Annotated in this window: 10 protein-coding genes and 4 pseudogenes; 7 read left to right on the top strand and 7 right to left on the bottom strand. The window is 62.5% G+C overall.

The genetic code is table 11. The features are described 5' to 3' along the window. Positions 1-16 precede the first annotated feature (16 nt). Positions 17-847 (bottom strand): annotated as a pseudogene (locus DDF70_RS32845) (IS5 family transposase). A 673-nt stretch (positions 848-1,520) separates the two neighbouring features. On the opposite strand from DDF70_RS32845, the gene DDF70_RS32840 reads away from it, so the two are divergent. Beyond that, on the top strand, positions 1,521-1,721 hold the full coding sequence (locus tag DDF70_RS32840) for a hypothetical protein (RefSeq protein ID WP_114948794.1): 201 nt from the start codon (positions 1,521-1,523) through the stop codon (positions 1,719-1,721). A 676-nt stretch (positions 1,722-2,397) separates the two neighbouring features. On the opposite strand, the gene DDF70_RS32835 is transcribed toward DDF70_RS32840, so the two are convergent. After that, on the bottom strand, positions 2,398-3,003 hold the full coding sequence (locus DDF70_RS32835) for a TetR/AcrR family transcriptional regulator (RefSeq protein WP_114948793.1): 606 nt from the start codon (positions 3,001-3,003) through the stop codon (positions 2,398-2,400). Positions 3,004-3,262: 259 nt separating this feature from the next. Between DDF70_RS32835 and DDF70_RS32830 the strand changes: the two genes are divergently transcribed. The 5 genes from DDF70_RS32830 (at position 3,263) to DDF70_RS32810 (ending at position 9,158) form a co-directional block, all read left to right on the top strand. Beyond that, positions 3,263-3,739 carry a (2Fe-2S)-binding protein gene (locus DDF70_RS32830; protein ID WP_114948792.1) on the top strand — a complete coding sequence of 159 codons (477 nt, stop codon included), beginning with the start codon at positions 3,263-3,265 and terminating at the stop codon, positions 3,737-3,739. Then, positions 3,736-4,719 (top strand): FAD binding domain-containing protein, encoded by a 984-nt coding sequence (locus tag DDF70_RS32825; RefSeq protein WP_114948791.1) that lies wholly within the window; start codon positions 3,736-3,738, stop codon positions 4,717-4,719. The genes DDF70_RS32830 and DDF70_RS32825 overlap by 4 nt, the downstream gene beginning before the upstream one ends. Then, complete coding sequence (locus DDF70_RS32820) at positions 4,716-7,016, top strand: xanthine dehydrogenase family protein molybdopterin-binding subunit (protein WP_114948790.1); 2,301 nt, start codon at positions 4,716-4,718, stop codon at positions 7,014-7,016. Before DDF70_RS32825 ends, DDF70_RS32820 begins: the two co-directional genes overlap by 4 nt. A gap of 143 nt (positions 7,017-7,159) precedes the next feature. Then, a complete protein-coding gene (locus tag DDF70_RS32815; RefSeq protein WP_162820850.1) occupies positions 7,160-8,071 on the top strand; it encodes an XdhC family protein in 912 nt (303 codons plus the stop codon). 52 nt (positions 8,072-8,123) lie between these two features. After that, complete coding sequence (locus DDF70_RS32810) at positions 8,124-9,158, top strand: IS630 family transposase (protein WP_114948788.1); 1,035 nt, start codon at positions 8,124-8,126, stop codon at positions 9,156-9,158. 39 nt (positions 9,159-9,197) lie between these two features. On the opposite strand, the gene DDF70_RS32805 is transcribed toward DDF70_RS32810, so the two are convergent. From DDF70_RS32805 to DDF70_RS38475, 4 genes and pseudogenes are all read right to left on the bottom strand, one after another. Continuing rightward, the gene (locus DDF70_RS32805; RefSeq protein ID WP_281024414.1) at positions 9,198-9,479 is read right to left on the bottom strand and encodes a sulfite exporter TauE/SafE family protein; all 282 of its coding nucleotides are present in this window, start codon (positions 9,477-9,479) and stop codon (positions 9,198-9,200) included. 94 nt (positions 9,480-9,573) lie between these two features. Continuing rightward, positions 9,574-9,921: an ABC transporter ATP-binding protein gene (locus tag DDF70_RS32800; RefSeq protein WP_425374141.1), complete on the bottom strand. Its 348-nt coding sequence runs from the start codon at positions 9,919-9,921 to the stop codon at positions 9,574-9,576. After that, positions 9,898-10,008: pseudogene (locus tag DDF70_RS39405) on the bottom strand (ATP-binding cassette domain-containing protein); the annotation flags it as partial. The pseudogene DDF70_RS39405 and the gene DDF70_RS32800, both read right to left, overlap by 24 nt. 71 nt (positions 10,009-10,079) lie before the next feature. Then, positions 10,080-10,301 (bottom strand): annotated as a pseudogene (locus tag DDF70_RS38475) (IS6 family transposase); the annotation flags it as partial. 118 nt (positions 10,302-10,419) lie between these two features. On the opposite strand from DDF70_RS38475, the gene DDF70_RS32790 reads away from it, so the two are divergent. Next, the gene (locus DDF70_RS32790; RefSeq protein ID WP_114948375.1) at positions 10,420-11,451 is read left to right on the top strand and encodes an IS110 family RNA-guided transposase; all 1,032 of its coding nucleotides are present in this window, start codon (positions 10,420-10,422) and stop codon (positions 11,449-11,451) included. A gap of 287 nt (positions 11,452-11,738) precedes the next feature. Here the strand turns inward: DDF70_RS32790 and DDF70_RS32785 are convergent. After that, positions 11,739-12,158, bottom strand: a pseudogene (locus tag DDF70_RS32785) (IS6 family transposase); the annotation flags it as partial.

The raw sequence follows: 12,158 nt of genomic DNA, 5'->3' as shown, positions 1-12,158 counted from the left end.
AGACGCTGGTGAGCAATTATCTTTCTGTTCGCGTGAGGCGGCGCAGCAGGATGCGGCTCATGGCGAGGTAGAGCAGCATCTCGCCGGTTTCGACCAGGCGTTCGTAGTCCTTGGCCAGCCGCCGGTTGGTGGTCAACCAGGCGATGGTTCGCTCAACGAGCCATCGGCGTGCGAGCACGTGAAAGCCACTCGGCCGTGTTGGTGGCTCCGCGTCGGCGCGCATCCAGACGCCGCCACTCCACCAGTGTTGCGGAATGGACAGCTTCCATCCGAGCGCTCTGCACAGCCAATCCTTCAACCCTCAATAAGCCGTGTCCGCCCACATGAGCTCGATAGCCGGGAAGAGATGCTCTAAACCCTCCAACAGGAGCTCGGCGCCCGCGCGGTCATGGAGGTCGGCCGGATGCACCTTGTTCTTCAGCAGCGTTCCTTGCGTATCAACGAGCAAGTGACGCTTGCGGCCCTTGATCTTTTTGCCACCATCGTACCCACGTGATCCACCCATCTCAGTGGTTTTGACCGACTGGCTGTCGATGATCGCCGCTGTCGGCTGAGGAGCCCGGCCAATCATGCGGCGATAACTCTCGCGCAGCACTCGCGTGACCTGCTCCCACGTCCCGTTCTCGCGCCACTGGGCATAGTGATAGAACACGGCGTAGCGCGGAGGGTATTCGTGCGGTAGCAGCCGCCACTGGGCGCCGGTGCGCAGCAGATAGAAGATGGCGTCGATGATGCGTCGGAGCGGATAAGTCTGCCGTCGCCCGGCGGGATGGCTGCGGGTTATCAGCGGCTCCAGCAGCGTCCATTCCGCATCAGTGAGATCGCTGGCGCAGGAACGGACATCCATGGCACGGGCTCCTCAAACGTGAAACAGCCCGCATCCGCCTCCGCGGCCCAGCTCCAAACCTATTCTGAATCAACCACTTGGCTCGAGCAATAAAATTGCTCACCAGCCTCTGAATCTCTGCGGCGGAGAAGACAATCGGTGCGGTATGAGGCAACGTTCCTCTCAGGCTTTCAAGCGTCTCAGAAGCAGGGGAGAGCGGACGTTCAGACATTCTGCTAATCATCGCTAACCTGACCCAAACCAGAAATTCCTAGGTTTTGTGGCTATCCGAGCCAATTGAGTATCAGGACTCAGTAGGAGCTTGGCATAGGGAAGTCGCGGAGGGGATGATTGGCCAGCGACCGACGTGAATGGTTGAGGCGGCATTTCACCGACGTCCATTGCTGAGTTCATTTCGTTCGGCCAAGCTGAAACCTAATCGTGACACCGCCATTCTTCCTCTGAAGGTTGCTTCCGCAAGGGCCTTCACGGAACGAAAGGCCTCCTCACCTTCAGGCAATGGCGGGTGAGGAGGCTTTTTCATGCCAGTGTAGTGGCTAGGCATGGGCCTGATTCTCAGGATCATCAGGGCTTCGTCTCACCCAAATGCCTCTAAAGTTAAGCTGAAACCGGTTGGGGTTTGCCCAGTTGATTTCTCAACATAGGTTAAGCATGCAGCCGAGAGGTCACCTCTATGGCATCAGATGACGATTGCTTCCAACGGCTGAGCTCGAAGGATCGTCCACAGCTGCCGAGATCCCTGGCATCCTTCATCGGCCAGACGCTCGGCGACCACTATCAGGACACTGTTCTAGACCCGCTGAGCGACCAGTTGCAAGAGCTCGTCGATGCTCTCGATAAAGCAAAGGGGGCCGAGAAGGCTGCTGATGCTTAGACAGGGTCAGGCGAGGAGCCCGGGAGGGCAGTACATCCGTGCCAGCTCCCGGGGCTCGCCGATAGCTGTCAGTGCAAGGCAGCTGAGGTGAGACTGAGCTGATTTGCTGAAAGTGACAAGCGCCTCAAATGGGGCATGATCTTTGGGGCACCCTTCTGCCGAGAGCACCGAAATGAATAGCCCCAGCTGAGAGGCGGGCGGGCCTCTCAGCTGAGGGTGAGGATTCCGCATCGGTTCGGGCCAGCACTAAGCGGATCCCCGACGGGCAGACCATCGCCGGACACAGTAAATACGGCTCTGTTGCATTAACTATGGGAGACACAATCTGTAGCGCCTTTGCTCTGATCAAATGCTACTATATCCGGTGGCTTGCCAGGTTAATGCAACAGAGCCACGAAAAGTGTGGCAGGCTTCTCGCTGACGGGCGGCAGAGCAACGGATGAGAGGTCCATGAGGCGTCTCCAGGGTTCGGATGTCGGACCCCGAAACCCTACCTGAGTTCCGCTGTCCGTCGCCTCATAGGATCTTCTACTGGGGTGTTGTGACCGCTACCGGCAGCCCGCTCCCATCATCCATCACGAGTTTTATCTCAGCGGTCGAGGAGACGGCATCACATATCACCGGTTTCAAGAAGCACATCAGCACCGAGCCTTTGCTTTAATGGATGACTTTCGCTTCATGAGGGCAGCGCAGAATGTGATCCTAGTTGAGCGCTATGTGGGGCTCCATAGCGGAGGCCATCCATGATGAGGCTGACGAGCCTCCTGGAGCGATCCTGCCAATCTGGTCCGTCCGACGCAGAGTATATGCTCGAGAGCGCATGCAGGACGTCAGCGCTGTTGGCATCCGGCCGGATCGTCCCCGCCTGAGCTGCTCTTTCCATCAGCGATTTGAATGCCAAAGGGACCACTCCGGAAGTTTGCGCAAAGAGCGGCGAATTCGACTCGAGGAGAAGCCGCAGACTGTCGCGCATCCCGCGCTTGGTCGCCATGTACCCGACAAATCGTTGCATCCATTCAGCCAGGGCCTTATCGGGTTCGTGGGTGCGTGCCAACTCCTCCGCCGCGGCCACCAACCCCTCTACTTCGCGGCGATAGACTGCCTCGATCAGCACCTCGCGGGTGGGGAAATGGCGATAGAGGGTTCCTGGCCCGACACCGGCTTCGCGGGCGACTGCCTCCAGCGAGGCTCCGACGCCTGAGCTTGCAAAGGCCTTGGCCGCAACCTCGATCAGTCGGTCGCGGTTGCGACGCGCATCCGCCCGTAATGGCTTCGCTTCCACCGGAGCCTGCTCTTGAGAATTCTTGTCTGATCGCACCAAACCCGTCCGTTCCCAACTCTCTACAAATTTCTCAGGACCGGCCTTGATCCGTTATCCGCAGCCTCTATCTCGATCTAACCGGAGGGCCCTCCGTTTACGGAGCGCCCCTGGGGATCTTATTGCACTCAAATATCCGCCTGTCATCGGCAGGCAAGGGCGCAGGACGGTCAACCCCTGAAACGCAGGGTAGGGAATCCAGGTACCCGAAGGGAGAAAGCTCATGGCGAGTGTGAGACCAGTGAAACTGGATATCAACGGGGAGGAGCGGGCCCTGACCCTGGAGCCCCGTGTGACGTTGCTCGATGCCTTGCGGGAGCACCTTCACCTGACCGGCACCAAGAAGGGCTGTGATCAGGGCCAGTGTGGCGCTTGCACGGTGCATGTGGACGGGCAGCGGGTGCTCGCCTGCCTGACGCTCGCGGTTCAGGCCGAGGGCTGCACGATCACGACCATCGAGGGGCTGGCGGGACCGGATGGCACCCTACACCCCATCCAGCAGGCCTTCTTGCAAGAAGATGCCCTTCAATGCGGCTACTGCACGCCAGGACAGATTATGTCGGCAGTTGCATGCATTCGCGAGGGACATGCCGGCTCTGACGACGAGATCCGCGAGTTCATGGCGGGCAATCTCTGCCGCTGCGGGGCCTATCCCAACATCGTATCGGCCGTGCGCAAGGCAGCGGAGGCAGCGGCATGAGGAACTTCGATTATGCCCGCGCAACCAGCCTCGAGGAAGCCGCTACGCTTGCCCAGCACTCCGGCGCGATGCTGCTGGCCGGTGGCACGACACTTCTCGACCTTGCCAAGTGCGAGGTTGCACGTCCGGAAACGGTCATCGATCTGACACGGCTTCCCGGCCTGAACACGATCACCGTGGGCGAGAAGGGAGCTATGATCGGAGCGCTCGCCACCATGAGCCGCGTGGCTGATGATCCGGCCATTCGGCAGGGCTTTCCCGCCATCGCGGAGTCGCTGCTCTTGGCCGCATCGGCGCAACTGCGCAACATGGCGACCATTGGCGGCAATCTGCTTCAGCGCACCCGCTGCCCGTACTTCCGCGATCCGGCCGGCTTTCCTGCCTGCAACAAGCGCGATCCAGGCTCCGGCTGCTCCGCCATCGGTGGGATCACGCGCGATCACGCGGTTCTCGGCACCAGCGACGCTTGCATCGCACTCTACCCTGGCGATCTTGCCGTTGCGCTGATGGCCCTGGGGGCAACCATCCAGACCAACACCCGCGCCATTCCGATCGAGAGGTTCTTTCTGACGCCCGGCGAGACACCCGAGCGCGAGACTATTCTGGAGCCCGGCGAAATCATCACGTCCGTTGCGGTCCCGGCAACGCCGCTTGCCGCGAACTCCACCTACCTGAAAGTCCGTGACCGCCAGTCCTATGAGTTCGCGGCAGCGAGTGCCGCTGTCGGGTTGGACCTCGATGCCGATGGCGTGACGATCCGAGACATCCGTGTCGCCCTTGGAGGCATCGCCACGAAGCCATGGCGTGCCATCGCTGTCGAGGAGGCCCTGCGGGGCCGCCGCCTGGATGAGGGCATTGTCCGCGAGGCGAGCATCGCTGCAGTTGATGGCGCGAAATCCCATGGTGGCAACGCCTACAAGATCGAACTTGCGCCCCGTGTCGTCGCCCGGGCGATCCTCAAGGCTGGAGGCATCCAATGACCGTCATCGAACCCCGGGTAAAATATGGGGATGCCTCTGACGGAACTCCGTCCAGCGGCCCGCTTGGCCGTGAGATCGTCCGCACAGACGGGCCGCTGAAGGTTCAAGGCGCTGCGACTTACGCCCTGGAGCATCGGCTGGACGGCCTGCTTCATTGCGTGATTGTCCAGTCCACGGTCGGGACCGGGCGGATTGTGGCAGTAGACCGGAGTGCCGCAGAGGCAAGTCCCGGCGTGCACCTCGTGCTCGATGCCGGCTACAGCCTGATGCTCCGGTCGCAACCAGATTTTTTTGGCAACAAGCCGGAAGGCGACGATTACACCCCGTTCGCCACTGATATCCACCACAACGGCGAGATTGTCGCGGCCGTGATCGCGGACACCCTGGAGCAGGCGCAGGCGGCGGCACAACTCGTGCGGGTTGAACTTGAGTCCGGGCCAGTCATCGCAACACACGATGATCCGCGGGCCGGTCACGGCAATCCGGTTCCTCTGGACAAGGATTGGGGCGACCCGGACGGTGCGCTCGCAGCAGCGCCCGTGGTGATTGAGGCGACCTACGAGACGCCGCGGGAGTATAATGTTCCAATCGAGCCGCATGGTCTGATCGCCCACTGGGAGGCCGATGATCGCCTCACCATCTATGAACCGAGCCAGTGGGTCGACGGGATGGCCAACCACTATGCGACGTGGTTCGGTCTGCCGTTCGAGAATGTGCGCGTTGTCTCACCGTTCGTCGGCGGTGGGTTCGGCTCCAAGGGTCAGGCGCTGCCGCACTCTGCGGCGGCGGCCATTGCGGCCCGGATGTTGCGCCGGCCGGTGAAGCTCGCCGTATCACGGCCGCAGACCTTTACCGCCTATGGAGGCCGGCCGGCCACGCGACAGACGCTGAAGCTCGGGTCCACAAAGGACGGGAAGCTTCTCGCAATTGATCACGACGGGTCGAACGAAACCGCCGCGAACGCAACGTTCATTGAAACGCTCGGTGTTGTCACGTCCATGATGTATGCGGTGCCGAACTTCCGCTCGCGCCAGCGGATCGTGCCGGTGAACACTGTAACCCCGGGCGCCTTCCGCGCACCGGGCAAGAACCCAAGCGCCTTCGCACTTGAATGCGCGATGGATGAACTCGCCATCGAGCTCGGCCTCGATCCCGTGGAGTTGCGTCTGCGCAATGAGCCGGAGGTCGATCCCGAAACCGGCAAGCCATGGTCGTCGCGGCGCCTTCGGGAGGCTTATGCCGCGGGAGCAGAAGCATTCGGCTGGGCGCAGCGCAATCCCATGCCGCGCTCGATGCGGGAAGGCCGTCAGCTGATCGGTTGGGGCATGGCCTGCGGGACCCATCCGGTCTATTCGAGCCCTGGTGAGGCGATGGTGAGAATCCTCGCCGATGGCTCAGTCGAGGTGCTGTCGAGTGCCATCGACATGGGAACGGGCACGTACACGGTCCTCGCGCAGACGGCCGCCGATGCGCTTGGCGTGCCTGTTGAACAGGTGACGACAAAGCTCGGTGACTCGCGCCTGCCCCGCGCGCCGGTCGCCGGCGGATCTCAGCTTGCCAATCTGATGACCGCAGCCGTCCATACGACCGCGCTTGCTGCGCGCGAAGAGTTGATTGCACTCGGCCTCACAGATCCCAACTCGCCCCTGCGGGATCGGGCCAACACCCTAGTCATCTCAGGCGGGCGAATTGCGCCGCCGAGCGGCGAGGGGATCAGCATTGCCGAATTGATGGCGGCGACCGGTCAAGACGTCCTTGAGGTGACCCGCGACACGCTGCCGAAGAAGGAGCGGTCAAGCGCCGAACGGCTGAAGTTCTTCACCACCTTGGGCGGAATGGAGAGAGGCACCAGCATCCCGAAATCCCGGCATTCGTTCTGCGCCCACTTCGTCGAGGTGCGGGTGGATGAGGACTTCGGCACAATCCGCGTTTCGCGGGTCGTCTCCGCGCTCGATGCCGGGCGGCTTTACAACCCGAAGCTTGCCGACAGCCAGTTCAAAGGCGGCATTGTGATGGGAATTGGCATGGCGCTGCTAGAGGAAGGCATCACCGACCCGCGTAATGGACGCATCTTGAGCGCAAACCTTGCGGATTATCGGATCGCGACGAATGCCGACATCCCGCACATCGAGACCATCTCGGTCGGGATCCCCGACTATGACGCAACACCGCTGGGTGGCAAGGCAGTGGGTGAGCTGTCGATCGTCGGTGTTGCGCCGGCAATTGCAAATGCCGTGTTCCATGCGACCGGCAAGCGTATCCGGCGCCTTCCGATCACCTTGGAAAGCCTGATGTGAAGGGATCGTCCGTCAGGCTCGATCAATAGGATCGGACAATGGTTGAATGCGCACCCGCCCTTTGGAGGATAGGCCTGCCGGATACTGAACCGGCAGCGCCCGCGTTTGCTGGCGCCGCAACTCCACTCGAGATCCTGCGGTTCATGGCGGAGGCGGATCGGCGCGCCGCCTTGGTCACGATCACGGGTCTCACAGGCTCCTCATCCCGGCCCGTCGGGACGCTCATGGGTGTGGCGGAGGACGGCCGCTTCGCCGGTTCCTTCTCGGGCGGCTGCATCGAGGCCGCCGTTGTCGCCGAGGCCATAGAGGCAATCCGGGACGGACAGCCGCGGCAAGTCCGCTACGGTGCCGGCTCGCCCTATATCGACATCAGGCTCCCCTGCGGCGGAGGCGTGGATCTGCTGTTTCTGCCCATGCCCGATCCAGATGTCGTCCGACAGGCGGTCTCATGCCTTGAGGCGAGGCAGCCGCTCACATTGGCTCAAAGCGCTTCGGGCGGTCTGCACGTCCTGGCAGATAGCGGCCAGCCCCGGACCGGCTGGCAAGAGGAGACGTTCGTCTCGTGGTACGCGCCACCCCTCAGGCTTGTTGTCGTCGGCTATGGCGCCGAGAGCTTGGCGTTGATCCAACTCGGTTTGGCCTCCGGAACCCAGGTAGCGCTGCTGACATCTGATGAGCGTCTGATCACGGCTGGCGTCCGGTTAGGAGCCAACACGAACCTTCTTTCGAGCTCGGGCCCGTCGCCGGCCCTCGTGGCAGATCCCTGGAGCGCGGTCGTGTTCCTGTTTCACGATCATGCGTGGGAACCTTCGCTTCTCGAACAGGTGATCACCCAGCCTTGGTTCTTTATCGGCGCGATGGGCAGCCGTCGTACCCACGCGAACCGACTCGAGCAATTGCGTGAACGTGGATTACCAGAGGAGGCTCTAGCCCGCATCACGGCCCCGCTTGGCCTGATCCCGTCCGCGCGCGATCCCATGACGCTCGCGCTTTCGGCGCTGGCGCACGTGATTGATCGCTATCGTCTGGTTGCAACCGCAGAAGGATCTTATTGATCCGGCTTGAGTACTCTTGAAAATCCGCGATCAGTCGACCCACGTCGGCGGAATGAAGCATGTGGATATGCGCAAGCTGCCAGCAGCCGCGCAAGAGGAGCGCCGCCGGCAGGTCGTCGGCCTGCGCGAGAGCGGACTGACCTATGAGGCCATTGCAGCGCAGGTGGGTCTGACCCGCACCGGCGTGTTCGATATCTGCCGCCGCTTTGCCGAGAAGGGCCAGGCCGGATTGGCCAGGGCACCGCGGGGTCCGGCTCCTGGCACAGGACGGTTTCTCCAGGCCGAGCAGGAAGCGCAGGTGCGCGCGCTGATCCGCCGGCACACGCCTGACGACCTTGGTCTGCCCTTTGCCCTGTGGAGCCGGGCCGCAGTGCGGATGCTGATCGAACGACAGTGTGGGGTCCGGCTGGCCGCGCGCACCATCGGCACCTATCTGGCGCGTTGGGGCTTCACGGCCCAGAAGCCGCTCCGCCGGGCCTATGAGCAGTCGCCGAAAGCCGTGCGGCGCTGGCTGCGGCAGGACTATCCGGCCATCGTGGTGCAAGCCAGAGGGCAGAAGGGCACGATCTTCTGGGAGGATGAGACCGGCCTGCGCTCGGATGATGGGCGCGGCCGCAGCTTCGCCCCGCGCGGCCGAACGCCGGTGGTGCGCCCCAGCCACAAGCGCGCGAGGCTGGGCCTGATCTCGGCTGTGACCAACAAGGGCGAGCTGCGCTGGATGGTGCTCGATGGTGCGCTCAAGGCCCCGAGCCTGATCCGCTTTCTCGGGCGGCTCATCCAGGATGCCGACGGCAAGGTGTTTCTGATCTGGGACAACCTGCCGGTCCATCGGGCCCAGGCGGTGCAGGACTGGTTGGCCGAGCGCACGGAGCAGATCGAGGTCTTCTCCCTGCCCTCTTACAGTCCGGAGTTGAACCCGGACGAGGGCCTGAACGCCGACCTGAAGCACGCCGTGACGCGGAAACCACCCGCCCGCAGCAAACCCGCCCTCAAGCGCGTCGTCATCAGCCACATGCGTCGGCTTGCCAAGTCGCCCAGCCGAATCCGCAGCTACTTTGGGCATCCCTCTTTCCGCTATGCCGCGTAGTTCAAGATCACCCAAGCCGGATCAATAACTTCTTGAAATTTATTGCGCATCCAATGTAGGGAGGACCGCTGCTGGCACATCCCGGGTCGCCGCTCCGAGGGTGAACTGGTCAAGCTGAAAGCAGATCAGCAACACGGTGATCGACGCCGGGCAGGAGATCAGACCGCCGGTGATGCCGAACAGCGCGATCTGGCCCGTGGTGACGTTGCCGCCGCTGGCCGCGAGCTGACGGCCGATCTGCTCGGCGTGCTCGCGCTCGGGGGCATCCTCGTCATGCTCGTGATGGTGTTCATGCCCCTGATCGTGCTCGGCAAAGGTCACCTTGTAGGTGCAGGCGTGGTCGCCGATTCCGATCGGTCATGCCGCTTCTCTCCAGTTGGTCCAGGCGGGCGTCTGAAGCCATCAAGTACAGGTCCTACTTGGCGCAAGCGTGATCCAAGCGCTCCAGCGCCTGCCGTGCTTGCCTTCGATCCGATTGCGCCACGGGGTCGGCCAGCGGGCTTGCTGCAATAAGTCGCTGGGTATAGGGGTGTTGAGGTGCCTCGAATATAGCCGCAGGCGGCCCCTGTTCGACCACTTTGCCGCTTTGCATCACCAGCACGGTGTCTGCGAAGCTACGAACCAGATTCAGATCGTGGCAGATGAAGATAAGCGCAACATCGAACCTTTCGCGGAGTTCGCGCAGCAGCGCGATGACCTGTGCTTGAACCGTAAGGTCAAGTGCGGAGACAGCTTCATCGCACACGATGATTTCAGACGACATTGCGAGGGCTCTTGCGATGACGATGCGCTGTCTTTGGCCGCCTGAGAACTCCCCGGGGAATTTGTCGAGGGCTTTCGAGTCGAGGCCAACACTTTCTAGGGTGTTGTCACGTTAACCCACATCGGACGCATCGAGGCAGATTCGGCCGCACGACAGTTTCAAGCAGCGACATTTGCCGCCACTTTCCACGCCGCCATGGCGTTGAGGCGGTGAAGGTGGGTCGCGCGGGCAGAGCGGCGGGAGCGGGGTGGAACGAAAAGATTGCAGACGGCAGAGAACACGTTGACGAACCGCTGCAGCCCTCCGGCAGATCGAAAGCCCTGCCTCGCCCGTTCGCGTCGCCGGAACGGCAGATGCGAATTCTCCGCCCGATTGTTGAGATGGGGTATTCGGCCTGCCGCCGGAGCCCTCGATTCCCGGTGAGGTGCTGCACTGCAGGCGAATGGTACAACGAGGATCGTTCGCAGCGGCCTCAGGCCTCAGTGGGAGAAGCGCAGCATGAAACACTATGCGGGTTTGGATGTCTCGGTCAAAGAGACGTCGGTGTGCATCGTTGACGAGACGGGGAAGATCTGCCGTGAGATCAAGGTCGTCTCTCATCCCGATGACCTGCTGCAGCTTCTGCAAGACTCCGCCTGGCACCTCGAGCGGATTGGTCTCGAGGCGGGGCCGCTCTCGCAATGGCTCTTCGAGGGGCTCGCCTCAGCCGGACTTCCTGTCGTGTGCATCGAGACGCGCCACGCCAAAGCCTTCCTGAAGGCGCAGGTGAACAAGAGCGACCGCAATGATGCGCGCGGCATCGCCCAGATGATGCGGGTCAACCTGTTCCGACCGGTTCACGTCAAAACGCTCTCAAGCCAGAAGCGCCGGGCTCTGCTCACCGCCCGCAAACTCCTGCAGGAGAAAGCCCTTGCGGTCGAGAACGACATCCGCGGTCTGTTGCGCAATTTCGGGCTCAAAGTCGGGGCCGTCGGAACGGTTCGGTTCGAGGCGCGCATCCGTGAGCTCATCGAGAGCATGCCCGATTTGATCGAGGTCATCCAACCGCTGCTGCAGGCCCGTCGCGAGCTGCGCGAGCACTTTGCCACCCTGCACCGGAAGCTGCTGGCCCTGGTCCGCCATGATGAGGTATGCCGGCGCCTGATGACGGTTCCGGGAGTGGGGCCGGTGGTGTCCCTGGCGTTCGTGGCCACGATCGACACGCCGGCCCGCTTCCGGCGCTCCAAGGCGGTGGGGCCTGCCTTGGGGCTGACACCTGTCCTGCATCAGTCCGGGGAAAGCAACCGGGTCGGCCGGATCTCGTTGTGCGGCGATGCCATGATGCGAACGCTGCTGTTTGAGGCAGCTCAGATCATCCTGACCCGAGCCAGCCGCTGGTCCTGGCTGAAAGCCTGGGCCATGAAAGTGGCCCAGCGACGCGGGCGGGGAAAGGCGGTCATCGCGCTCGCCCGCCGGCTGGCGACCATTTTGCATCGGATCTGGTGTGATGGCACTGAGTTCCGGTGGACGCGGGAGGCTCAGGCGATGTAGGTGCGTCTGGCCGACGAAGACTGTCCGAGCCAGACAGAACGACAAGGTTCCGCCCCGAGGCGGAGAGCTGTCCCTCGCGGGACGATGAATGAAGCGAGTCCGCACAAAGGGATGTTGCTTGCGCCTCAGGCACAAAGGACGCTGTTGAGATCGTTCCGCTTCATTCGTCTGACCCTATAGTGGAAGAGCCGTTGCGCTGATTCCGGAGAGAAGCGAGAACCCGCGGGACAGTGATGTCATGGAGCCAAACAGATCGGAAGCGCTTGACTGAACCCGGCCGAATAGAGAAGCCCTTTGTGCGAGCGGTGTTCGACATCTGGCATGACCTGACGTCGGGCAGCAGCATAAGAACCGAGCTTATCGGTGATCATGCGCCGGGGCGGGCAGCCCTGCTTGCGCAAGAGACGCTTCAGCAAGCGTTTGGCCGCCTTGGTGTCGCGTCGGCTCTGGACGATCTCATCGAGCACATAGCCGTCCTGATCAACCGCCCGCCAGAGCCAATGCTTCTGGCCCGAGATCGTGACCACGACCTCATCGAGATGCCACACGTCGCGGCGGCTTGGGGTCTTGCGCCGGAGACGGCGCGCGTAGGCTGGTCCAAACTTCAGCGCCCAGCGGCGGACCGTCTCATAGGAGACGACGATGCCGCGCTCGAGCAGCATCTCCTCGACCAGCCGTAGGCTCAGAGGGAACCGAAAGTACAACCA

It is taken from the genome of Microvirga calopogonii, from assembly GCF_003347665.1.
Lineage (GTDB): Bacteria > Pseudomonadota > Alphaproteobacteria > Rhizobiales > Beijerinckiaceae > Microvirga > Microvirga calopogonii.
This window is presented reverse-complemented; position numbering and strand designations above follow the sequence as displayed.